General features: G+C 73.9%; 19 protein-coding genes. 7 read left to right on the top strand and 12 right to left on the bottom strand.

The window, feature by feature from the left end:
* Positions 1 to 3: 3 nt before the first annotated feature.
* The 6 genes from OG286_RS30890 to chrA form a co-directional block, all read right to left on the bottom strand.
* Complete coding sequence (locus OG286_RS30890) at positions 4 to 1,227, bottom strand: beta-ketoacyl-[acyl-carrier-protein] synthase family protein (RefSeq protein ID WP_405365919.1); 1,224 nt, start codon at positions 1,225 to 1,227, stop codon at positions 4 to 6.
* Complete coding sequence (locus OG286_RS30885) at positions 1,224 to 1,466, bottom strand: acyl carrier protein (RefSeq protein ID WP_396321757.1); 243 nt, start codon at positions 1,464 to 1,466, stop codon at positions 1,224 to 1,226. The genes OG286_RS30890 and OG286_RS30885 overlap by 4 nt, the downstream gene beginning before the upstream one ends.
* A 128-nt stretch (positions 1,467 to 1,594) precedes the next feature.
* Positions 1,595 to 2,134, bottom strand: coding sequence for an MFS transporter (locus tag OG286_RS30880; RefSeq protein ID WP_396321758.1), 540 nt, complete (start codon positions 2,132 to 2,134; stop codon positions 1,595 to 1,597).
* Between the two features lie 10 nt (positions 2,135 to 2,144).
* Entirely contained in the window at positions 2,145 to 3,050 is a 906-nt protein-coding gene (locus OG286_RS30875; RefSeq protein WP_396321759.1) for a class I SAM-dependent methyltransferase, read from the bottom strand.
* 34 nt (positions 3,051 to 3,084) lie between these two features.
* The gene (locus tag OG286_RS30870) at positions 3,085 to 4,077 is read right to left on the bottom strand and encodes an acyl-ACP desaturase (protein ID WP_405365918.1); all 993 of its coding nucleotides are present in this window, start codon (positions 4,075 to 4,077) and stop codon (positions 3,085 to 3,087) included.
* Positions 4,078 to 4,263: 186 nt separating this feature from the next.
* On the bottom strand, positions 4,264 to 5,481 hold the full coding sequence (gene chrA, locus OG286_RS30865; protein WP_396321761.1) for a chromate efflux transporter: 1,218 nt from the start codon (positions 5,479 to 5,481) through the stop codon (positions 4,264 to 4,266).
* A 173-nt stretch (positions 5,482 to 5,654) separates the two neighbouring features.
* On the opposite strand from chrA, the gene OG286_RS30860 reads away from it, so the two are divergent.
* Together OG286_RS30860 and OG286_RS30855 are read left to right on the top strand one after the other, a co-directional pair.
* On the top strand, positions 5,655 to 6,704 hold the full coding sequence (locus OG286_RS30860) for a cation diffusion facilitator family transporter (RefSeq protein WP_396321762.1): 1,050 nt from the start codon (positions 5,655 to 5,657) through the stop codon (positions 6,702 to 6,704).
* A gap of 99 nt (positions 6,705 to 6,803) precedes the next feature.
* The gene (locus tag OG286_RS30855; RefSeq protein ID WP_396321820.1) at positions 6,804 to 7,703 is read left to right on the top strand and encodes a 5'-3' exonuclease H3TH domain-containing protein; all 900 of its coding nucleotides are present in this window, start codon (positions 6,804 to 6,806) and stop codon (positions 7,701 to 7,703) included.
* A 67-nt stretch (positions 7,704 to 7,770) separates the two neighbouring features.
* On the opposite strand, the gene OG286_RS30850 is transcribed toward OG286_RS30855, so the two are convergent.
* Positions 7,771 to 10,626, bottom strand: a complete 2,856-nt coding sequence (locus OG286_RS30850) for a DEAD/DEAH box helicase (RefSeq protein ID WP_396321821.1) — start codon at positions 10,624 to 10,626, stop codon at positions 7,771 to 7,773.
* A 269-nt stretch (positions 10,627 to 10,895) separates the two neighbouring features.
* On the opposite strand from OG286_RS30850, the gene OG286_RS30845 reads away from it, so the two are divergent.
* Both OG286_RS30845 and OG286_RS30840 read left to right on the top strand, forming a co-directional pair.
* Positions 10,896 to 11,270, top strand: coding sequence for a hypothetical protein (locus tag OG286_RS30845; protein ID WP_396321763.1), 375 nt, complete (start codon positions 10,896 to 10,898; stop codon positions 11,268 to 11,270).
* Between the two features lie 29 nt (positions 11,271 to 11,299).
* Positions 11,300 to 11,632, top strand: a complete 333-nt coding sequence (locus OG286_RS30840) for an ArsR/SmtB family transcription factor (protein ID WP_396321764.1) — start codon at positions 11,300 to 11,302, stop codon at positions 11,630 to 11,632.
* Positions 11,633 to 11,638: 6 nt separating this feature from the next.
* On the opposite strand, the gene OG286_RS30835 is transcribed toward OG286_RS30840, so the two are convergent.
* Positions 11,639 to 12,817: an aminotransferase class V-fold PLP-dependent enzyme gene (locus tag OG286_RS30835; RefSeq protein ID WP_405365917.1), complete on the bottom strand. Its 1,179-nt coding sequence runs from the start codon at positions 12,815 to 12,817 to the stop codon at positions 11,639 to 11,641.
* A 103-nt stretch (positions 12,818 to 12,920) separates the two neighbouring features.
* Here OG286_RS30835 and OG286_RS30830 point away from each other — a divergent pair, with 103 nt between their 5' ends.
* The 3 genes from OG286_RS30830 (at position 12,921) to OG286_RS30820 (ending at position 18,009) form a co-directional block, all read left to right on the top strand.
* The gene (locus OG286_RS30830) at positions 12,921 to 14,990 is read left to right on the top strand and encodes a prolyl oligopeptidase family serine peptidase (RefSeq protein ID WP_405365916.1); all 2,070 of its coding nucleotides are present in this window, start codon (positions 12,921 to 12,923) and stop codon (positions 14,988 to 14,990) included.
* An 88-nt stretch (positions 14,991 to 15,078) separates the two neighbouring features.
* Positions 15,079 to 15,456, top strand: a complete 378-nt coding sequence (locus OG286_RS30825) for a YrdB family protein (RefSeq protein WP_396321767.1) — start codon at positions 15,079 to 15,081, stop codon at positions 15,454 to 15,456.
* Between the two features lie 180 nt (positions 15,457 to 15,636).
* Entirely contained in the window at positions 15,637 to 18,009 is a 2,373-nt protein-coding gene (locus OG286_RS30820; RefSeq protein ID WP_405365915.1) for an immune inhibitor A domain-containing protein, read from the top strand.
* 377 nt (positions 18,010 to 18,386) lie between these two features.
* On the opposite strand, the gene OG286_RS30815 is transcribed toward OG286_RS30820, so the two are convergent.
* The 4 genes from OG286_RS30815 to OG286_RS30800 are packed head-to-tail and all read right to left on the bottom strand — an operon-like array spanning position 18,387 to position 22,337.
* Positions 18,387 to 19,397, bottom strand: a complete 1,011-nt coding sequence (locus OG286_RS30815) for an ABC transporter ATP-binding protein (protein ID WP_396321769.1) — start codon at positions 19,395 to 19,397, stop codon at positions 18,387 to 18,389.
* On the bottom strand, positions 19,394 to 20,395 hold the full coding sequence (locus OG286_RS30810) for an ABC transporter ATP-binding protein (protein ID WP_396321770.1): 1,002 nt from the start codon (positions 20,393 to 20,395) through the stop codon (positions 19,394 to 19,396). The genes OG286_RS30815 and OG286_RS30810 overlap by 4 nt, the downstream gene beginning before the upstream one ends.
* Positions 20,395 to 21,381 (bottom strand): ABC transporter permease, encoded by a 987-nt coding sequence (locus OG286_RS30805; RefSeq protein ID WP_396321771.1) that lies wholly within the window; start codon positions 21,379 to 21,381, stop codon positions 20,395 to 20,397. The genes OG286_RS30810 and OG286_RS30805 overlap by 1 nt, the downstream gene beginning before the upstream one ends.
* Positions 21,378 to 22,337, bottom strand: a complete 960-nt coding sequence (locus OG286_RS30800) for an ABC transporter permease (protein WP_396321772.1) — start codon at positions 22,335 to 22,337, stop codon at positions 21,378 to 21,380. Before OG286_RS30800 ends, OG286_RS30805 begins: the two co-directional genes overlap by 4 nt.

The following is a 22,337-nucleotide window of genomic DNA, read 5'->3' as shown; positions in this document are numbered from 1 at the left end:
CGGTCAGGCGGCGGTCAGTACGACCGCCGCATTCTGGCCGCCGAAGCCGCAGGAGACCGAGACCGCCGCCTGGGCGGCGGCCGGCCGGGGCAGCTTGGTGACCACGTCGAGGCCGATCCGCTCGTCGATCCGGTCGAGATTGGCCGTCGGCGGGATCAGCCCGTGCTGCAGGACCAGGACGGTCAGCGCCGCCTCGATCGCGCCGGCCGCGCCCATGGTGTGGCCGATCACGCTCTTGTTGGCGGTGACCGGCGGCGGCTGGTGGAAGACCCGCCGCAGCGCCGCCGCCTCGGCCGGGTCGTTCAGCGCGGTGCCGGTGCCGTGCGCGTTGACGTGCCCGATCTCGTACGGCGCCAGGCCGGCGTCGGCGAGCGCGGTGTCGATCGCGCGGGCGAGGCCGTCGCCCTCCGGGTGGGGGGCGGTGAAGTGGTAGGCGTCGGTGGCGGAGCCGTGACCCGCCAGGTAGGCGCGCGGGCGGACTCCGCGCGCCCGGGCGTGGTCCACGCGCTCCAGGACCAGGACGCCGGCGCCCTCGCCGAGCACGAAGCCGTCCCGGTCGGCGTCGAACGGGCGGGAGGCGCCGGCCGGGTCGTGCCGGCGCCGGGAGAGCGCGCCCAGCCGGTCGAAGGCCGTCGCCACCATCGGGAAGCGCGGGCTGTCCGTGCCGCCGGCGAGCACCAGGTCGCAGGTGCCGGCCCGGATCAGGTCGCAGGCCAGGGCGAGGGCGGTGGTCCCGGAGGCGCACGCGGTACTGGCGACCAGGCTGGGGCCGCGCGCGCCGAGGTCCAGGCTGACCTCACCGGCCGCCATGTTGGGGATGCTGCGCGGCACCATCAGCGGGGAGACCCGGTCGGCCCGGCCCTGCTCCAGCCGGGCGTACTCGGCCCGGTGGGTCTGCACACTGTTGGCGCTCACCCCGAGGACGACGCCGACCCGGTCGCCGTCCCACTGCGCCGGGTCGAGCCGGGCGTCACCGACGGCCTCGCGGGCGGCCAGGACGGCGAGCTGGGCGAAGCGGTCGAGCCGGCGGGCCAGCCGGCCGCCGAGCAGCCCGACGGTGTCGTAGTCGTCCACCGGGCAGGAGAAGTCGACGTTCAGCCCCGCCAGCCAGGGGTCGGGCCGGGCGGTCGGCTCCCCGCCGAGGAAGTGCTTCCAGCTGGCCGGCACCCCGAAACCGGCCGGCGTGACCAGCCCGAGCCCGCTCACGGCCACCGCGCGTCCGCTCAACTGACCGCACCCGCCGCAAGGTCGGCGTCGGCGAAGGCGGCCGGCCCACCGAGGGTGGCGTCCGGCCGGATGTCGGTGACCGTGACGCCGATCCGCTCCTCCACCACCAGCGAGAGTTCGACCAGGGCGAGGCTGTCGAGCTGGAGCTCGGCCAGGGTGGCGTCCGGGCGGACGAGTTCGGCGGGGACGTCGAACTCCTCGACCAGGCAGTCGCGGAGGGTCTCGTAGACGGCAGACATGCGCAGGGTCCTTTCGGGGCGGGGCAACGGGAGGAGGGGGACGGCCGGTCAGCGGTCCAGGTCCGGGACGGCGGGCGGCGCGGTAGCGGCGGCGTCAGGCACGCGTCCGGGCAGCCGGAGCCAGGCCGTCAGCACGCCGACCAGCGCGACGGCCACGCCGGCCCAGGAGGCGTCGGCCAGCCCGTCGGTGAACGCGGCACGTGGGTCCGGACCGCCGTGCGCGTCGCCCACCGCGGTGGCCAGGACGGATCCGAGCACGGCCACGCCCAGTGTCGAACCGACCTGCCGGGTGGCGTCGTTGAGGGCGGAGCCGGCCCCGGCACCGCGCTCATCACCAGTTCGGTGGCGACCGGCCGGGCGGGCCCGTCGCCGATGGCGCCGGCCACCGAGGCGAGCGCGCAGAGCGCCAGACCGGCGGCGGACGCCCGGCGGCGGCCGTAGCGGTCGCCGAGCGCGCCCGCGGCGAGCACGCAGCCGCCGAGCGCGAGCGCGTAGCCGTCGACGATCCACTGGGTCTCGGCCAGGGTCGGGCCGAGTTCGGCCCGCAGCCCGGGGACGGCCACGTTGAGGACGGTGAAGTCCAGTCCGAGCAGGAAGAGCGCGGCGCAGACGACGGCCACCGCCGCCCATGCCCGCCGCCTGGTCACCGGTGCGGCTTCGTGCTGCACGCGCCCGGCCTCAGACCGGCAGCCGCAGCGGCTCGTCACGCCGCACGAAGCCGAACCGGTAGAGGGTGGCCGCGCCGCGCAGGAACGTCACTTCGCAGGCCCGGAGGTAGCGGCGGTAGCGGCGGAAGCCCTCCTCGCCGACCAGGCGCTCCGCCTCCGCCCGGGCCCCCAGCAGCCGGGCCGACCAGGCCCCCAGGGTGCGGGCGTAGTCCTCGGCCGAGGCACGGACCACGGCGACGGAGAAGTACGGGTCGCAGGCGGTGGCGATCTCGTCCAGCCTGGGCAGCACCGCGCCGGGGAAGATGTCGGCGGCCACGAAGGAGCCGACCGGGCCGTCCCCGCCGGCCACGCCGTCGTAGGCGATGGTCTGCAGCGACATCCGGGCACCGGGGCGCAGCCAGCTGTGGCAGCGCTCGAAGTAGGCCCGGTAGGCGGCGACCCGCCCGTCGCGGCTCATGCCGGCGGTGGCGGAGTGCTCGAACGCACCCACGGAGACGATGCCGTCGTACGGCCGCTCGGGGCGGTGGTCGTCCCAGCTCTCCAGCCGGACCTCCACGCCGGGCAGGCCGAGGCCCGCGACGTGGGCGTGCTGGGCGCGGGAGAGGGTGAGGCCGGTGCCCTCGGCCACCCGCCGCTCGTCGGCCGCGTGCGCCAGCAGGCCGCCCCAGCCGCAGCCGACGTCCAGCAGGCGCAGGCCCGCGCCGGGGGCGGCGCCGGCCAGGTCGAGGTGGAGGTCGAGCTTGGCCCGCTGGGCCCGGGGCAGCGCGGTGGTGTCGGCCTCGTCGCGGGCGATGCCGTCCCAGACCGCCGCCGAGTAGCTCAGCGTCTCGTCCAGCCAGAGCGCGTAGAAGTCGTTGCCGAGGTCGTAGTGGAACTCGATGCCGGCGGCGCTGGTGCCGGTGGTGGTGAGGGTCATGCTGCTCCTGTGGTCGGCCGCTCGGGGGTGCGGCTCACGCGGGATCGGGTGCGGCGCCAGGGGTGTCGGGGGTGTCCGCCGGGGCGTGCTCGGCCCCGCGGGCGCGGACGGCGAGGGCCTGGTCGCGGCGTTCGACGAACCGGGCGGCGCGGGTGTCCAGCCGGGCCAGGTGGGCGGCGAGCCGGTCCCGGGCCTGCTCGCCGGCGGGGCCGAGGCCGGTCAGCTCGAAGGCCTTCAGCGAGCGCAGCAGCGGCACCAGCACCTCGTCGTGGTGGACCCGCAGGTCGTAGACGCCGGCCACCGCGACCTCGGCCGCCATCCGGGCGAAGCCGGGCATGCCCTGGCCGGGCATCGCGAAGTCGCGGACGGCGGCGTCGAGCACGGTGAGGACGGGGCCGGAGTCGATCTCCAGGGCGGCGCGCAGCAGTTCGCGGTAGAAGACCATGTGCAGGTTCTCGTCCTGGGCGACCCTGGCGAGCAGCCGTTCGCAGACCGGGTCGCCGCTGAGCCGCCCGGTGTTGCGGTGGCTCACCCGGGTGGCCAGCTCCTGCACGGAGACGTAGGCGACCAGCTCGACCACACCGACGGGCTGCGGGACGGCGCCGGTGCCGACCTGCTCCATCCTGGCGCGCTCCAGGGCGACCGGGTCGACGGCGCGGGTGGCGTGCAGGTAGGCGCGGATGGACGCGGCGTGCCGGTCCTCCTCCGCGGTCCAGCGGTGCAGCCAGGCACCCCAGGCGCCGTCGCGGGAGGTCTGCGCGGCGATCGTCCGGTGGTAGCCGGGCAGGTTGTCCTCGGTGAGCAGGTTGACCACCAGGGCGGAGCGCACGGCGGGGCTCAGCGCGGACTGCTCGGGCCGCCACGGCTCGCCGCCGAGCGGGCCGCCGAAGTCCCGGCCGAGGCTCCACGGCACGTACTGGTGCGGAAACCACTCGCGTGCCGCAGTGATGTGACGATTCGTCAAGTCTTCGGCAGTCGGCTCGAGTTCGGCGAGCCAGCGGACGGCTTCCACCGTGTCGATCTTCACGGACGGTGATCATTGCGGGACCGTGAGCGATCACGCAAGCCGGCGTCACCCGATCGGGGCAGACACGCCGCCGGGCTGACGCCGACCGGCCGTATCCGGGAGGGCCGCGCGTGACCGCGGCGGGGCGGGGGCGGGCACCAGCGGGGCGGCGGCGGGCACCGGCGGCGGCGAGGGCGGCCGGAGGGGTCAGGCCGGTGGCAGGCCCGCCAGGGTGGCGAGCACCCCGGCCGCGCCGGCCGCGAGCAGGGCGGGCACCACGCCCCGGCGGGCGACGGCCAGCCAGAGCAGCGCGGCCGCCAGCACCCCCCACTGCCAGCCGTACCCGAGCGCGGCGGCGAGCGGCACCGCCGAGCCGGCGATGGCGCCGATCACGGCGGGCCCGGCGCCGGTGAGGAAGTCCTGCACCCGCCGGTCGGCCCGGAGCCGGTCGAAGTGCCGGCCACCGAGGATCACGAAGAGGAACGACGGTGCGAAGGCGACGGCCGCCGCCAGCAGCCCGCCGCCCACCCCGGCGGCCGCGTAACCGACGACCGCGACGGTGTGCACGACCGGGCCGGGGGTGACCTGGCCGAGGGCGACGGCGTTGAGGAACTGTCCGTCCGTCATCCAGTGGTAGCGGTGGACCGCGTCGTCCTGCATCAGCGGGATGATCACGAAGCCGCCCCCGTAGGAGAGCGCACCCACCTTGAACGCCACCCAGGCCAGCGCGCCGAGCCCGCCGAGCACGGGCAGGGCGGGCAGGGCTGCGGCCGCCATGCCGCGCTGCCGGCGGCCCTGGTTCCGGCCCTGGCCCCGGCGCCGATCCCGGTCCTGGTTCCGGCCCTGGTCGCGGCCGTCCGTACCGGCGCGGACGGCGATCTCGGCCAGCCCGGCGGCGATCACCACCAGCACCAGCCACGGCCCGGTGAGGATCGCGGCGGCCGCGCCCGCCAGCGCGTACGCCGTCCAGCGGGCCCGGGCGGCCCGCCCCCGCCCGACGCGGGTGAGGCTGCCGGGGACCAGCGTGGTGGCGGCCTGCACCGCGACCGCCGGGACGGCCGCACCGGCGCCCGCCGCCGCGCCGAGCACCCAGGTCGGCGGGTCGCCGGCCAGGAACAGCACCGAGAGGGCGAGGATCATCACCAGTCCGGGGGCGATGAAGCAGGCGCCGCCGACCAGCGCTCCGGGCGTGCCGCGCAGCCGCCACGCGGTGAGGATCGCCAGCTGGGTGGAGGCCGGGCCGGGGAGCAGGTTGGCGGCCGCGATGCCGTCCTCGAACTCGTCCGGCTCCAGCCACCCGCGCCGCTCCACACAGAGCCGGCGCAGCAGCAGGATGTGCGCGGGCGGCCCGCCGAAGCCGAGCACCCCGATCCGGGCCCACTCTCCGGCGATCACCCCCAGGCCGACCGGTCCGTTCCGTTCCATGCTGCGTCTCCCCTGCTCCGTGGCGGCGCGACGATACCGGACGGGGGTTACGGCGCGGCAATGACAACGGCTTCCAGTGCAGCCTTTGGATCTTCGTTCGATCTGCGGTTCACTTCGGGTGCAGGGCGGTTGCGCCCCTGCCCCCACCCCCGTATGTCCAGGAGAGGACTTCGATGGCCGGGCACGAGCACGCGCGCGATGATCATGCGCATGACCACATGCACTCCCACCGGGGCGGTGGCCACGGCCACGGCGGCCACTCGCACAGCGTCGCCGCCGACGCCGACCGCCGCTGGCTGGTGAGCGCGCTCGCGCTGATCGTGGTGTTCATGGCCGGCGAGGTCGTGGTCGGCTTCGCCGCCCAGTCGCTGGCGCTGATCTCCGACGCCGCGCACATGCTCACCGACGCCGCCTCGATCGTCCTCGCCCTGGTCGCGATGCGGCTGGCCGCCCGGCCCGCCCGCGGCGGGTACACCTACGGGCTCAAGCGGGCCGAGATCCTCTCCGCGCAGGCCAACGGCGTCACTCTGCTGGTGCTGTCGGCCTGGCTCGGCTACGAGGCGATCGGCCGGCTGCTCGACCCGCCGGAGGTGACCGGCTCGCTGGTGCTGGTCACCGCCCTGGCCGGGATCGTGGTCAACCTGGCCGCCGCCTGGTGCATGTCCAAGGCCAACCGCAGCTCGCTCAACGTCGAAGGCGCGTTCCAGCACGTGGTCACCGACCTGTACGCGTTCATCGCCACCGCCATCGCCGGCGTGATCATGCTGACCACCGGCTTCGTCCAGGCCGACGCGATCGCCTCGCTGATCGTCGTGGCGCTGATGCTGAAGGCCGGCACCGGCCTCGTCCGGGACTCCGGGCGGATCTTCCTTGAAGCCGCCCCGGCCGGCATCGACCCGGACGCCGTCGCGGACCGGTTGGTCACCCAACCGCTGGTCGAGGAGATCCACGACCTGCACATCTGGGAGATCACCTCCGGGCAGCCGGCGCTGTCGGCGCACATCCTGGTCACCCCGGGCGGCGACTGCCACGCCGTCCGCCGCGAGCTCCAGCGCCGGCTGGCCGGCGAGTACGGGATCACCCACAGCACGCTCCAGGTCGACCACGTCGGCGAGGACGAGGCGGGTGCGCTGCTCCAGATCACCGCCCGGGGCGACCTCTCCCCCGAGCACTGCGCCGACGCACACGGTCCGGTCCACCGCGCCGGTCCGCACGAGCACTGAGCCCCGGCACGCACGCCGGGCCCGGCGCCGCACCGCCCGGTGCGGCGCCCGGCTGTCGGCCCGGTACGGCATGATCGGAGGGTGACCGCACCGCGACTGATGCTGCTCGACTCCGCCAGCCTGTACTTCCGGGCCTACTACGGCGTGCCGGACTCCCTGCGTTCCCCGCAGGGCGAGCCGGTCAACGCCGTCCGGGGCCTGCTGGACTTCATCGCCCGGCTGGTCCAGGACCACCGGCCCGACCAGTTGGTCGCCTGCATGGACGCCGACTGGCGCCCGCAGTGGCGGGTGGACCTCGTCCCCTCCTACAAGACGCACCGGGTGGCCGAGGCTGCCGAGGACGGCGAGGAGGAGGTGCCGGACACGCTGGCCCCGCAGGTGCCGGTGATCGAGCAGGTGCTGGACGCGCTCGGCATCGCCCGGGTCGGCTCCCCCGGCTACGAGGCGGACGACGTGATCGGCACCCTCACCGCACGGGCGAAGGGCCCGGTGCAGATCGTCACCGGCGACCGTGACCTCTTCCAACTGGTCGACGACGCCCGAGGGATCACCGTGCTCTACCCCGTCAAGGGCATGGGGAACCTCCAGGTCACCGACGACGCGCTGCTGCTGGAGAAGTACGGCGTGCGCGGCGCCCAGTACGCCGACATGGCCGCCCTGCGCGGGGACCCGAGCGACGGCCTGCCCGGCGTCAAGGGCATCGGCGAGAAGACGGCGGCTCAGCTGATCAACGAGTACGGGGACCTCGCCGCGATCCGGGCCGCCGCGCTGGAGGTCGGCTCCCGGCTCACCCCGGCCCGCCGGCGCAACATCGTCGAGGGCGCGGCCTACCTGGACGTGGCGCCGACGGTGGTCCGGGTCGCCTCCGACGCGCCGATGCCGGCGTTCGACCCGGCACTGCCGCACGAACCGCTGGACCCGATGACCCTGGAGGAGCTCTCCACCCGCTGGGGCCTCGGCACTTCGCTGGAGCGGGTGCTGGCCGTCCTCGCCGGCTGAGGCGCGTACACGGAAGGGCCCGCCCGGGCGGGCCCTTCCGTCCTCAGGGCCAGGCCCTGTCAGAGGCTCAGCCCACCGAGGAGTAGGCGATGATGCCGCGGCGCAGCCCCTCCACCGCCTTGCGGGCGGTTTTGCGCAGCTCGGCGTCCTCGCCGGCGGCGTCCTGGATCTGGCCGAGCACGTCGATCAGCTGCTTCGTCCAGCGGACGAAGTCGCCGGCCGGCATGTCGGCGTCGCGCAGCACCTGGTCCAGGCCGTGGCCGAGCGCCCAGCGGTAGGCGGCCCAGGCGAAGCCGAGGTCGGGCTCGCGCTGGCCGACGCCCTCGGCGGTGTTGATCCGGTGCTGCTCCTCCAGGGCGTCGAGGTGGCCCCAGATCCGGACCATCTTGCCGAGCGCCTCCTTGGCCGCGCCCTCGGGCACCCGGGGGGCGGCGGCGTCGTCGGACTGCCGGGCCTCGTAGACCAGCGCCGAGGCGCAGGCGGCCAGCTCGGCGGCGGCCAGGCCGCTCCAGACGCCTTCGCGGATGCACTCGGAGGCGAGGAGGTCCAGCTCGCCGTAGAGCCGGCCGAGCCGCTTGCCGTCGGCGGTGACGGTGTCGCCGCTCAGGTAGCCGAGGTCGGTGAGCAGGCCGCAGACCCGGTCGAAGGTGCGGGCGATGGTGTGGGTGCGGGAGCGCATCCGGCGCTCCAGCTGCTCGGTGTCGCGGTGCAGCCGGTGGTAGCGCTCGGACCAGCGGGCGTGGTCCTCGCGCTCGTCGCAGCCGTGGCAGGGGTGCTGGCGCAGGGTGGCGCGCAGCCGGGTGATCTCGGGGTCGTCGGCGGCGGCCGCCCGGCCCTTGCGGAACCGCTCGGGCTCCAGGTGGCCGGCCTTGGTGCGCAGCGCGGAGGCGAGGTCGCGGCGGGACTGCGGGCTGCGCGGGTTGAAGGACTTGGGGATGCGCAGCCGCTCGATGGCGGCGACCGGGTGCGGGAAGTCGATCATCGCGAGCCGCTTGACCTGCCGCTCGGCGGTGAGCACCACCGGGCGCGGGCCGTCCTGGAAGTCCGGGTGGCGGGTGGCGTTGCGGCCGTTGCGGCTGACCGGCGGCAGGCCCGGGTCGAGGACGAGGGCGAGGCCGGCGAACTTGCCGGTGGGGACGTGGATGACGTCGCCCGGCTTGAGCTGCTCGATGGACTCCACGGCGGCGGCCCGGCGCTGGCTGCTGCCCTCGCGGGCGAGCTCGTTCTCGCGGTCCTTGAGCTCGCGGCGCAGGTTCATGTACTCGTCGAAGTCGCCGAGGTGGCAGGTCATCGACTCGCGGTAGCCCTCCAGCCCCTCCTCGTTGCGCTGGACCTGGCGGGCGATGCCGACCACCGAGCGGTCCGCCTGGAACTGCGCGAACGACGTCTCCAGCAGTTCGCGGGAGCGGTGCCGGCCGAACTGGGAGACCAGGTTGACGGCCATGTTGTAGGACGGCCGGAACGAGGACTTCAGCGGGTAGGTGCGGGTGCCGGCCAGGCCGGCCAGCGCCTCCGGGTCGAGGCCGCGCTGCCAGAGCACCACGGCGTGGCCCTCGATGTCGATGCCGCGCCGCCCGGCCCTGCCGGTGAGCTGGGTGTACTCGCCGGGGGTGATGTCGGCGTGCTGCTCGCCGTTCCACTTGACGAGCTTCTCCATGACCACCGAGCGGGCGGGCATGTTGATGCCGAGCGCCAGGGTCTCGGTCGCGAAGACGGCCTTGACCAGACCCTTCACGAAGAGCTCCTCGACCACCTCCTTGAACCGGGGCAGCATCCCCGCGTGGTGGGCGGCGATGCCGCGCTCCAGCCCGTCCAGCCACTCGAAGTAGCCGAGGACGTGCAGGTCCTCGTCGGGGATGTCGGCGCAGCGCTCCTGGACGATGTCGCGCACCCGGGCGCGGTCCTCCTCCTTGTTGAGCCGCAGGCCGGAGGAGAGGCACTGCTGGACGGCGGCCTCGCAGCCGGCCCGGCTGAAGATGAAGGTGATCGCGGGGAGCAGGCCCTCGGCGTCGAGGCGGTCGATGACGTCGACGCGGCCCGGTGTCCAGACCCGGCCGGGGCGGCCGTTGGGCATGGAACGGCCGCGGCCGCGGCCGAACTTGTCCCGCGGGTTGCGGTCCAGCTCGGAGCGGGCGAGGCGGACCAGCTCGGGGTTGACCGCCTTGGCCGGGTTGCGCGGGGCGTCCTTGGGGCGGCCGTCGCGGTCCGGGTTGGCGAACAGGTCGTACATCCGGTTGCCGGCCATCACGTGCTGCCAGAGCGGCACGGGGCGGTTCTCGGAGACGATCACGCGGGTGCCGCCGCGCACCGTGTCCAGCCAGTCGCCGAACTCCTCGGCGTTGGAGACGGTGGCGGAGAGCGAGACCAGGGTGACGGACTCGGGGAGGTGGATGATGACCTCCTCCCAGACGGCGCCGCGGAAGCGGTCGGCGAGGTAGTGCACCTCGTCCATGACCACGTAGCCGAGGCCGTTCAGGGTGCTGGAGCCCGCGTAGAGCATGTTGCGCAGCACCTCGGTGGTCATCACCACCACGGGCGCGTCGCCGTTGACCGTGTTGTCGCCGGTGAGCAGGCCGACCTTGGCGGCGCCGTAGCGCTTGACCAGGTCCCCGTACTTCTGGTTGGAGAGCGCCTTGATCGGCGTCGTGTAGAAGCACTTCCGCCCGCCCTGGAGGGCGAGGTGGACGGCGAACTCGCCGACGATCGTCTTGCCGGAGCCGGTGGGCGCGGCGACCAGGACGCCTTCGCCGGCCTCCAGGGCCCGGCAGGCCTCCAGCTGGAAGTCGTCCAGCGGGAAGTCGTAGAGCTGCTGGAAGCCGTACAGGGCCGTGGCCTGCTCCTTGGCCCGGCGGCGGAAGGCCGCGTACGCCTCGGCGGGGTTGAGCTCCCGGTCTTCGGGGTGCTCGGGCAGAGGGGTGTTCATCGCCGTCCGGGTGTGGTTGGTGTGATCTCGCATCTCAGCGAGAGGTTACCCGGGAGGACTGACATCGATAGCACCGTTTTTCCACGGGCCCGGATCAGTTCTCTCTCACATCCATAGTTGCAAATGTCTTCAAGTAGCTGCGAAGCAGTCACTCGGCGTACGGATTCGAACGTCTTCGGTCATCTGCGGTGAAGTCAGGCCCCGCCTCCCTACATTCGCTTCCACAGCCACCACTCACGGGAGTCCCCCGGTTACAGGAGGAGAAGACGATGGCGAATCTGGAGACCTCGCTCAAGGAGGCCATGGCCATCGACGGTGCGATCGGCATCGCCCTGGTCGACTACGGCAGCGGCATGGCGCTCGGCACCCTCGGCGACGGCGGCGAGCTGGACCTCAACGTCGCCGCCGCCGGCAACACCGACGTGGTCCGGGCCAAGATGCGGGCCATGGAGCTGCTCAACCTCCACGACAACGAGATCGAGGACATCCTGGTCAGCCTGACCAGCCAGTACCACCTGCTCCGGCCGCTCACCATGCCGAACGGCCGGGGCCTCTTCCTCTTCCTCGCGCTCAACCGCGGCCGCGCCAACCTGGCGATGGCCCGGCACCAGCTGAAGCGGATCGAGGTCGCACTGGAGATCTGAACGGGCCGGTCACCAGAGAAGGGGGCGTCGTGGGGGTCGCGCTGTACCAGGCCAAGGCCGAGTTCTTCCGGATGCTCGGCCACCCGGTCCGGATCCGGGTCCTGGAACTGCTTCAGGCCGGACCGACGCCCGTCCGGGACCTGCTGGCCGAGTTGGAGATCGAACCGTCCAGCCTCTCCCAACAGCTCGCCGTCCTGCGCCGGTCCGGCATCGTCACCGCCAGCCGCGAGGGCAGCACGGTGGTCTACGCCCTGGCCGGCGCCGAGGTCGCCGACCTCCTCAGGACGGCCCGGCGGATCCTCACCGGGCTGATCGACGACCGGAACGTGCTGCTCGCCGAACTGCGCGCCGCCTCCGAGTGACCGCCCTCACCCCCGTCGCGAGAGCAGCTCCGCCAGGCCCGCCGCCAGCCTCCCGTACTCGTGCGGCCGGTTGTACACCTGCGCGCTGATCCGCAGCACCCCGCCGCCCGGCCAGGGGCGCACCACCGTCCGCACGGCGTGGCGCCGCCACAGCTCCGTCATCACCGCCACCGCCGCCTCGTCGCCCTCACCCCGCCCCGGGGGCAGGCGCAGCGCGCGCATCGCCACGCCCGCGGTGGCCGGCAGCGGTTCCAGGCCGAGGCGGTCGGCCAGCACCGCCCCGCCGTGGGCGGCGAGTGCCTCGTTGTGCCGGCGCACCTGCCCGGCGCCGAGCTCGCGCAGCAGGCCGAACCCGGCCGGGGCGGCCAGCCAGGGCGTGTAGTCGTAGGTGCCGCGCCATTCGACGCTGGCCGGGAAGCCGCGGTGGTGCTCCCAGGAGAGGGCCAGCGGGCGGACCTTCCCGGCCCACTCGGGGCGGACGGCGAGGACACCGGTGGCGCGCGGGGCGAAGGCCCACTTGTGCAGGTTGCCGAACCAGAAGTCGGCGTCCGGTTCGACCGGCTCGGGCAGCATGCCGGGGGCGTGGGCGCCGTCCACCACGGTGGTGACGCCGCGTGCGCGCAGGGCGGCGAGCAGGCCCGGGCCGGCGATCCGGCGGGCGGTCGGCGAGCTGAGCTGGTCGAGCACGGCGAGTGCCGTGCGGCCGGTGACGGCGGCGAGGACGGCCTCGCGGACGGCGTCCTCGTCCGGGGTGTCCAGCGGCAGCCGTACGGTATGGACCTCGGCACCGGCCTCCTCGGCGCGCCGGTGGACGGCCCGGGTGACGGCGCCGTAGCCGTGGTCGGTGACCAGGATCCGGTCGCCGGGCGCCAGCGGGACGCTGTCCAGGGCCACCGCGACGGCCTCGGTGACGTTGGCGACCAGGGCGAGCCGGGCCGGGTCGGTGCCCAGCTCGGCGGCGAGCGCGGTGCGGGCGGCGCCGACCCGCCGGGGCAGGTCCGCGAAGAAGCCGTCGGGGTCGCGCTCCTGCTCGGCCCGGAGCCGTTCCTGCTCCTGCTGCACGGGGACGGGCACCGTGCCGTAGGAGCCGTGGTTGAGGTGGGCCGCGACGGGATCCAGGGTGAACAGCTTGTCCGTACCGGGCAGCGGCGCCGGGGGTTCGGCGGTCCGCGGGTCCTCGATCACTTCGCCTCCAGGGGTCCTGTTCTGCGTGACATCATAGTGGTGTGTGACATTTCACATGTCGTACCACTGGTCCGGACAGCGCCGCGCGGAGAACATCGGGCCCGTGACCATCACCGACCCCTTCCTCTCCCTCAGCGCCCGCACGGGCCGCTTCGGCTTCGGCGCTCCGCGTGCGATCGTCCTCAGCGAGGACGGCACCCGGCTGCTGCTGCTCCGCTCCACCGGCGCCGAGGACCAGGTCGACCGGCTCCACCTGCTCGACCTGGCCACCGGCGAGGAGCGCCTCGTCGCCGACCCCGCCGCACTCGCCCCCGGCCGCACCGGCGACCCGGCGGACCTCCCGGCCGTCGAACGCCGGCTGCGCGAGCGGATCCGGCTCACCGCCGCCGGCATCGGCTCCTACGCCGCCACCGCCGACCTCGCCGTCGCCGTCCTCACCCTCGACGGGCGGCTCTTCCGCGCCGACACCACCGCCGGCACCTGCGCCGAACTCCCCACCGCCGGGCCCGCCTTCGACCCGCGTCCCGACCCGGCCGGCCACCGCGTCGCCTACGTCGCCGACGACGCCCTGTGCGTCACGCCCGGCCTCGTGCCGCTCAGCCCCGCCGACGGCGCGCGCTGGGGCGTCGCCGAGTTCGCCGCCGCCGAGGAGCTGGGCCGCTCCCGCGGCCACTGGTGGCGCCCGGACGGCGGCGCCCTGCTCGCCGCCCGGGTGGACGAATCCGCCCTGCCCCGGCGGTACTTCGCCGACCCGGCCCGCCCGGACGAGCAGCCGGAGGACTTCGCCTACCCGCAGGCCGGCGGCCCCAACGCGGACGTCCAGCTCTGGGTCCTCGGCCTGGACGGCGGCCGCGTCCGGCTCCGCTGGGACGACACCGGCTTCCCGTACCTCTGCGCCGCCGAATGGGCGGGCACCGGCGAGGTGCTGCTCACCGTCGCCGACCGGCTCCAGCAGCACGTCCTGCTGCTCAGCGCCGACCCGGCCACCGGCGACACCACCGAACTCTCCCGCACCAGCGACCCGTTCTGGGTCGACGACCTGCCCGGCACGCCCGCCCGGCTGGCCGACGGGCGGCTGCTCACCGTCCACGACACCCCCGAGGCCCGCGGCCTGGCCCTGGACGGCAAGCCGCTGGACACCACCGGGCTGCAGATCCGCCGCGTGGTCGGCCGGCTGCGCGGCCGGCTGCTCTGCGAGACCGGCGAGGGCGACCCGTTCGACCAGCACGTCCACCTGGTCGACCCGGACGGCGGCCGGCCCGAGCGGTTCAGCACCGGCCCCGGCGTCCACTCCGCGCTCGCCGCCGACGAGACCCTGCTGCTCACCTGCGCCGGGCCGGACGGCGTCCGCCGGACGGTGCGCCACGACGACGGCGAACTCGAACTCACCGACCTCTCCGCCGCACTGCCCTACCGGGTGACCCCGCAGCGCGCGCGGGTCACCGAACTCGCCCTGCCCACCGCCGTGGTGTACCCGCGCGACCACGTGCCCGGCCGGCGGCTGCCCGTCCTGCTGGACGTCTACGGCGGGCCCGGCTTCCAGGCGGTGGCCAACGAGCCGCGCCGCTGGCAGCTCCGCCAGTGGTGGGCCGACCAGGGCTTCGCCGTGGTCACGACCGACAACCGGGGCACCCCGTTCGTCACGCCCGCCTTCACCAGGGCGATCTTCCGCCGGTTCTCGCAGGTCGCCCTGGACGACCAGGTGGCCGCACTGCAGGCACTCGCCGCCGACCACCCCGACCTCGACCTCGGCCGGGTCGGCGTCCGCGGCTGGTCCTACGGCGGCTACTTCGCGGCGCTGGCCGTGCTACGCCGCCCCGACGTCTTCCACGCCGCCTGCGCGGGCGCCCCGCCCACCGACTTCCGCCGGTACGACACCGCCTACACCGAGCGCTACCTGGGCCTGCCGCAGCAGAACCCCGAGGGGTACGCCGCGGACGACCTGGTACCCGACGCGCCGTCACTCACCAGGCCACTGCTGCTGGTCCACGGGCTGGCCGACGACAACGTGCACCCCTCGCACACCCTGCGGCTCTCCCAGGCGCTGACCCGGGCCGGCCGGCCGCACAGCGTGCTGCCGCTTCCCGGCGTCACCCACATGACCCCGGGCGGCGTGCAGGAGCAGATCACCCAGGCCGAACTGGCCTTCCTGCGCACCTCCTTGTCGGGGTGATCCGTTGTGGCGAGCGGCGGCGCCTGCCAGACTCCCGCCGGGACCGGCGTCCACCCGGGCGCCGGACCGGACGGGGAGGAACAGACGGATGAGAATCAGCAGACCGGGCCCGGTCTCGCAGCGGCAGTGGACCCCCTTGACCGTCGTCAACGGCGGGCTCGCCTTCGCGCTGGAACTGGGGCTGCTGGCGGCGCTCTGCTACTGGGGCTTCAGGACCGGCTCCGGCCCGCTCACCCGGGCCCTGCTCGGGCTGGGCGCGCCGGCCCTCGCGGCGGTCACCTGGGGGCTGTTCCTGGCCGCAGGCGGCCCCACCGTACGACTGCCGCTGGCCGCGGAGATCGCCCTCAAGCTGGCGGTCTTCGCGGTCGGCGCGCTGGCCCTGGGCGCCGCCGGCCGCCCCGCCCTGGGGCTGGCTTTCGGAGCCCTGGCGCTGATCAGCGTGACCGTGGAGTACACCACGGGCTGACCGAACGCCAACCCTCCGGCGCCGCACGACCGCACGGTCGTGCGGCGCTCTGCGTTCCGCCCCCGTCCGGCGTCTTCCGTGTAACCCATGACATGTGAAATATTACCTGCGCTCCACGACCGTCGGCCTTCCCCCCGACCGTTGCCCCCGACCACCCACCGTCCGGAAAGGACCGGTCAGTTGCGCAGACTGTCCGCGGCACTCGCGGCAGCGCTCACCACGAGCGCGATAGCGGCCACCCTCCTCGGCACCCCCGCCCAGGCCGCACCCCCCTCCCCCGCCACCACCGCCGCCGTCGCCGCCCAGGCCGCCGACGAGGGCGGCGCCGAGGCCCCGCCCGGCCCGCTCGCCCCGCAGGAACGCGAGCGCCAGTCGCTGCGCACCAAGGCACTGGAGCAGCTCAACAAGGGCTCCGTGGCCAAGACCGCGGAGAAGCGCGCGCCCGCCAAGGTGAAGATCGGCAACGACTACGTCCAGCTGGCGCAGCAGCGCAAGGACAAGGTCTTCGTCATCCTCGCCCAGTTCGGCGACGAGGTGGACAACACCACCCAGTACAACGGCCAGCCCCGCTACGGCGGAACGCCCGGCCCGCGGCACAACACCATCCCGCAGCCCGGTCGGAGCGACAACCACACGCTCTGGAACGCCGACTTCGGCCGCGACTACTACCAGCAGATGTTCTTCGACGACACGCCCGGCGCGGTCTCGATGCGCAACTACTACCGCACCCAGTCCTCCGGCCGGTACGACGTCGAAGGCACCGTCAGCGACTGGGTCACCGTGCCGTACAACGAGGCCCGTTACGGCAGCAACAAGGGCCCGCAGGGGTCCGGCGCCTGGACCCAGGCCCAGGAGTTCGTCCGGGACGCCGTCAAGGCCTGGTACGACGGCGAGATCGCCAAGGGCCGGACGGCCGCGGACGTGAAGGCCGAGCTGGCCCAGTACGACGTCTACGACCGCTACGACCACGACAAGGACGGCGAGTTCAGCCAGCCCGACGGCTACCTCGACAACGTCATCGTGGTGCACGCGGGCGTCGACGAGACCTGGGGCGGCGGCGCGCAGGGCGCCGACGCGCTGTGGGCGCACCGCAGTTGGGCGTTCCCGGACCCGGCCGGCCAGACCGGCCCGGCGGGCAACAAGATCGGCGGCGCGCCGGTCGGCGACACCGGCCTCTACGTCTACGACTACGTGCAGGGCGGCGAGAACAGCGGAGTCGGCCTGTTCTCCCACGAGTTCGGCCACAACCTCGGCCTGCCCGACCTGTACAGCACCAGCGGCGGCGACAACAGCGTCAACTTCTGGTCGCTGATGTCCTCCGGTTCCTACCTGGGCAAGGGCAGGAACACCACCGGCGGCTACCCCGGTGACCTCGATGCCTGGAGCAAGCTGCAGTTCGGCTGGCTCAACTACGACGAGGCGCAGGCCGCCACCCGCTCCAGCCACGCCCTCGGGGTCAGCGGCTACAACACCGACCAGGCCCAGGCCGTCCTGGTGCACCTGCCGGACGGCACCACCGACACCGACCTCACCGACCCGTACCAGGGCGGCAGGCACTGGTGGAGCGACACCGGCGACAACCTGGACAACGCACTGGCCCGCGACGTCGACCTGCGCGCGGTGAGCGGGCCGGTCACGCTGACCGCCGCCACCTGGTACGACATCGAGCAGGACTACGACTTCCTGGCCGTCGAGGCCTCCACCGACGCGGGCAGGACCTGGAAGGCGCTCGGCGGCACCGTCGACGGCGCGCCGATCGGCAACACCACGGCCAACACCCCCGGCCTGACCGGTACTTCGGGCGCGTACCGGAAGCTGTCGATCCCGCTGGACGGCTACGCCGGACAGACGGTCCGGCTGCGGTTCCACGTCACCTCCGACAACAACACGCACGGCCGGGGCGCCCTGGTCGACGCCGTCCGGATCGCCGCCGGCGCCACCGAGCTGTTCGCCGACGGCGCCGAGGACGGCACCGCCGGCTGGACGGCCACCGGGTTCACCGTCGTCACCGGCCGCACCGCCGTCAAGCAGCACCCGCGCGCCTACCTGGTGGAGAACCGCCGGTACGCCGGCTACGGCGCCTTCCTGAAGACCGGCCCGTACAACTTCGGGTACACCGGGGTCGACAACAAGAAGGACATCGTCGACAACTACCCGTACCAGGAGGGCGTGCTGGTCTGGCTCTGGGACACCGGGTACGGCGACAACAACACCAAGGACCACCCGGGCGGCGGCCTGATCCTGCCGGTCGACGCGCACCCGACGCCGATCCGGTTCGCCGACGGCTCGCTGGTCAACGGCCGCGCGCAGACCTACGACGCGACCTTCTCGCTGAAGCCGACCACCGCGTTCACCCTGCACAAGGGCGGTGCCCCGGTGCGGATCGGCGCCGAGCCGGCCGTCCCGGCGTTCAACGACCACTCCGGCGTCTACTCCGACCCGGCCACCCCGCAGCTCTCGGTGAAGGTGCCGGACACCAACACGAAGATCGAGGTGGTCCGCGAGGCCCAGGGCGGCCGGATCACCACCGTCCGGGTGGGCCCGGCCTCCTGAGCACGGCCCCCGGCAGCGCAACGGCCGTGGCCCCCGGATCCGTCCGGGGGCCACGGCCTTCGGTCTTCCCCCACGGGAAGCCGTGGCAGGGACGCGGGCACCCGGCCCGTCGGGCCCGTCCCCTCCCTCCCCTCCCCTCCCCACCGCCCCAGCCCCCCACTCCCCAGCCCCCGCACGCGCGGCCGCAGCCCAGAAGGCCCGTACCCCTCGCTTTCGGGTACGGGCCCTCGACATCGTGGAACCCGGTCGGGCGCGGCCCTCAAGAGGTTCCCCGCCGCGCCCGACCGGGGGTCGGAGAGGGGCCCGTCGACGGGCCCCGGGGTGGAGCCGTACCGCCCGGCGTGGGGAGACGGGGCGGTACGGCGGTCGGGGGAGGCCTAGGCCTCCGGGAAGTGGCAGGCCGCCTGCCGGGCGCCCGGCCCGGCGATCTGCAGCAGCGGCCGTTCCGTACGGCAGATCTCCTGCGCCTTCGGGCAGCGCGGGTGGAAGGTGCAGCCCGTCGGCGGATTGGCCGGGCTCGGCGGGTCGCCGAGCAGCACGATCCGCTCGCGCGCCCGCTCGGCCGCCGGGTCGGGCAGCGGCACGGCGGAGAGCAGCGCCCGGGTGTACGGGTGGGCCGGGTTGCCGTACACCTCCGCCTTGTCGCCGATCTCGACGATCCGGCCGAGGTACATCACCGCGACCCGGTCGCAGACCCGCTTGACCACCGAGAGGTCGTGCGCGATGAACACGTACGCCAGGCCCAGCTCGTCCTGGAGCCGCTCCATCAGGTTGACCACCTGGGCCTGGATCGAGACGTCCAGCGCGGAGACCGGCTCGTCGGCGATCACCAGCCGGGGCGAGGTGGCCAGGGAGCGGGCGATGCCGATCCGCTGGGCCTGGCCGCCGGAGAACTCGTGCGGGTAGCGGTCGAGGTGCTCGGGGATCAGCCCGACCAGCTCCATCAGCTCGGCGGCCCGCTTCCGCGCCTCGGCCGCGCCCGAGCCCTGGACCAGCAGCGGTTCGGAGATGATCCGGGCCACCGTCTGGCGGGGGTTGAGCGAGGAGTACGGGTCCTGGAAGACCATCTGCAGGTGCCGTCGGTGCGGCCGCAGCTGGGCCTGCGACAGGCCGCCGATCTCGGTGCCGTCGAAGGTGACAGTGCCCGAGGTCGGGTCGAGCAGGCGGACGATCATGCGCCCGGTGGTCGACTTGCCGCAGCCGGACTCGCCGACCAGGCCGAGCGTCTCGCCCTTGCCGACGTCGAAGCTGACCCCGTCCACGGCCCGGACCGGGGCGCCGGCCCGGCCGGCCCGGCCGCGCTTGCCGGGGAACGTCTTCACCAAGTCCCGCACCGACAACAGCGGTTCGAACGGCTTGGCGGCGGCCGGGGACGGCTGGGCGGTCATGAACGGGCTCCTTGCGGCACCAGCGGCAGGTGGCAGGCGGCCTGGTGGCCGGGGGCGAGCGGGCCGAGCGCGGGGCGCTCGGCCAGGCAGCGGGCGTGCTCCTCGGCGGTGGCCGCGGTGGTGCGGGCGCAGCGTGGGGCGAAGGAGCAGCCGGGGGCGGGGGCGATCAGCGACGGCGGGCTGCCGGGGATGGCCCGCAGCGGGGCGTCGTCGGTGTCGTCGAGGCGGGGCAGCGAGTCGAGCAGCCCGCGGGTGTACGGGTGCGCGGGGGCGCCGAACAGCCGGTCCACGGGGGCCTGTTCGGCGGCACGGCCGCCGTACATGACCAGGACCTCGTGGGCGACCCGGGCGACCACGCCCAGGTCGTGGGTGATCATGACGACGCCGAGGCCGCGGTCCTGCTGGATCCGGGCGATCAGGTCGAGGATCTGGGCCTGGACGGTGACGTCGAGGGCGGTGGTGGGCTCGTCGGCGATCAGCAGGTCGGGTTCGCAGGCGAGTGCCATGGCGATCATCACGCGCTGGCGCATGCCGCCGGAGAACTGGTGCGGGTACTCGTCGACCCGGCGGGCGGGTTCGGGGATGCCGACCTCGCCGAGCATCTCCACCGCGCGCTCGCGGCCGGCCTTGCGGGAGGCCTTGAAGTGCACCCGGTAGTGCTCCGCGATCTGCTCGCCGACGGTGTAGAAGGGGTGGAGGCTGGAGAGCGGGTCCTGGAAGATCATGGCGATCCGCCGGCCCCGGACGGTGCCCAGCTGCCGCTCCCCCAGCCCGTTCAGCTCCTGCCCGGCGAGCCGGATCGAGCCGGTGACGGCGGCGCCGCGGTGCAGGCCCATCACGGCGAGCGAGGTGACGGACTTCCCGCTGCCGGACTCCCCGACCAGCCCGAGGGTCTGCCCGGCCGCGACGCTGAAGGAGATGCCGTCGACGGCCCGGACGGTGCCGCGCGGGGTGTCGAAGGTGACGCCGAGGTCCTCGACTTCGAGAAGGCCGGCCATCAGTACCTCACTCTCGGGTCGACGTACGCGTACAGCAGGTCGACCAGCAGGTTCGCCGCGACGATGAAGAAGGCCGCGAGCAGGGTGACGCCGAGGATGACGGGCTGGTCGGACCGGCTCAGCGCGTCGTAGAAGAGCCGGCCGACGCCGGGCAGGCCGAAGATGGACTCGGTGATGACGGCGCCGGCCAGCAGCCCGCCGAGGTCGATGCCGAAGATGGTGAGGATCGGCGTCATCCCGGCGCGCAGCCCGTGTTTGACGGTGACGGTGCGGGCGGGCAGGCCCTTGGCGCGGGCGGTGCGGATGTACGGCTCGGCCATGGTCTCGATCATCGAGTTGCGGCTCTGCCGGGCGTACATGGCCGCGTACAGCAGGGCCAGCGCCGTCCAGGGCAGCAGCAGGTTGGAGGCCCAGTCGAGCGGGCCCTCGGTGAACTTGTGGTAGGCCGGGTAGGGCAGCAGTCCGGCGGTCCGGACGACGCCCCAGATCAGCATGATCGAGGTGAAGTAGACCGGCAGCGAGGCGGTGCCGACCGACAGCACCATCAGGGCCCGGTCGGTGATGCCGCCCTTGCGCAGCGCGGAGGTGATGCCGGCGCCGAGGCCGAGGACCAGCCAGAGCACGGCCGCGCCGAGGGCCAGCGAGACGGAGACGGGCAGGCGGTCGGTCAGCAGGTCCCAGACCGGCAGCCCGTACTCGTACGAGTATCCGAGGCACGGGAATCCGCAGTGCACGGCGCTGGGGCCGCTGCCGTAGTCGCGGCCGGCGAAGATGCCGGCCAGGTAGCTTCCGAACTGTTGCCAGACCGGCGCGTCCAGGCCCATCGCCGTCTTGACGTCGGCGAGCCGCTCGGGGCTGCAGGTCTTGCCGCAGGCGGCCGCGGCCGGGTCGTTGGGCAGCAGGTAGAAGATGGTGAAGGTGATGGCGCAGATGGCGAGCAGGATGCCCGCCACGCCGAGCAGCCGGCGGCCGAGGTAGAGGATCACGACCGGCCTCCCCGGGGGTCGAGGATGTCGCGCAGCGCGTCGCCGAGCAGGGTGAAGGCGAGCACGGCGAGGAACAGGAAGACCGTCGGGATGAGGAAGTACGTCGGGTCGGTCTCGTAGTGGACGATGCTCTCGGCGATCATCTGCCCCCAGGACGCGGTGGGCGGGCGGACGCCCACGCCGAGGTAGCTGAGCGCGGCCTCGGTGGCGATCATGCCGGGGATGAGCAGGGTGGTGTAGGCGATGACCGGGCCGGAGACGTTCGGCAGGATCTCCCGGGTGAGGATCCGCCAGGACCGGGCGCCGCCGACCTTGGCGGCCTCGACGTACTCGCGGTGTTTGAGCGAGAGGGTCTGGCCGCGGACGACCCGGGCGATGCCGGGCCAGGTGAACAGGCCGATGACCAGGGTGATCAGCAGGATCCGGTTGACGTCCTTGGCCACCGACATCATCGCGATCATGAAGATCAGCGAGGGGAAGGACATGGTGAGGTCCATCAGCCGGGACAGCACCGAGTCGGTCCGGCCGCCGAAGTAGCCGGCGGCGATACCGGCCAGGGTGCCGGTGACCACGACGACGGCGGTGGCGGTGAACGCGATCAGCAGGGAGACCTGCCCGCCGTGCAGCACGCGGGCGAACAGGTCGCGCCCGGTGATGGGCTCGACGCCCAGCCAGTGCCGGGCGCTGATGCCGCCGAAGTCGCCCTTGGGCAGCCCGCCCATGTACGGGTCGATGGCGCGCTTGTCGAACTCCTCGGGGGACCAGCCGCCGAGCGAGCTGAGCGGGCCGGCCAGGGCGGCCGCCAGCACCAGCACGGCGACCGTGATCAGGCCGAACCGGGCCGGGCCCCTGGCCCAGAGCTGGTCCCAGACCAGCCGCCAGGGCCCGCGGCCGGTGGCCTTCGCGGGGCCCGCCGCCGTGGAGGCCACGGCGGCGGGTTCAGTGGTGGTACTCAT

Source organism: Kitasatospora sp. NBC_00039, from assembly GCF_045160625.1.
GTDB lineage: Bacteria > Actinomycetota > Actinomycetes > Streptomycetales > Streptomycetaceae > Kitasatospora.
Note: the sequence above shows the minus strand (reverse complement) of the source record. Positions and strands in the feature narration are given on the sequence as shown.

What these genes read in the sequence shown, in the direction of transcription:
- OG286_RS30825 (WP_396321767.1), top strand. Translation starts at nt 15,079, where the DNA reads ATGAGAATCAGCAGACCGGGCCCGGTCTCGCAGCGGCAGTGGACCCCC.
- OG286_RS30800 (WP_396321772.1), bottom strand. Translation starts at nt 22,337, where the DNA reads ATGAGTACCACCACTGAACCCGCCGCCGTGGCCTCCACGGCGGCGGGC.
- OG286_RS30810 (WP_396321770.1), bottom strand. Translation starts at nt 20,395, where the DNA reads ATGGCCGGCCTTCTCGAAGTCGAGGACCTCGGCGTCACCTTCGACACC.
- OG286_RS30855 (WP_396321820.1), top strand. Translation starts at nt 6,804, where the DNA reads ATGCTGCTCGACTCCGCCAGCCTGTACTTCCGGGCCTACTACGGCGTG.
- chrA (WP_396321761.1), bottom strand. Translation starts at nt 5,481, where the DNA reads ATGGAACGGAACGGACCGGTCGGCCTGGGGGTGATCGCCGGAGAGTGG.
- OG286_RS30885 (WP_396321757.1), bottom strand. Translation starts at nt 1,466, where the DNA reads ATGTCTGCCGTCTACGAGACCCTCCGCGACTGCCTGGTCGAGGAGTTC.
- OG286_RS30850 (WP_396321821.1), bottom strand. Translation starts at nt 10,626, where the DNA reads ATGAACACCCCTCTGCCCGAGCACCCCGAAGACCGGGAGCTCAACCCC.
- OG286_RS30815 (WP_396321769.1), bottom strand. Translation starts at nt 19,397, where the DNA reads ATGACCGCCCAGCCGTCCCCGGCCGCCGCCAAGCCGTTCGAACCGCTG.
- OG286_RS30875 (WP_396321759.1), bottom strand. Translation starts at nt 3,050, where the DNA reads ATGACCCTCACCACCACCGGCACCAGCGCCGCCGGCATCGAGTTCCAC.
- OG286_RS30845 (WP_396321763.1), top strand. Translation starts at nt 10,896, where the DNA reads ATGGCGAATCTGGAGACCTCGCTCAAGGAGGCCATGGCCATCGACGGT.
- OG286_RS30860 (WP_396321762.1), top strand. Translation starts at nt 5,655, where the DNA reads ATGGCCGGGCACGAGCACGCGCGCGATGATCATGCGCATGACCACATG.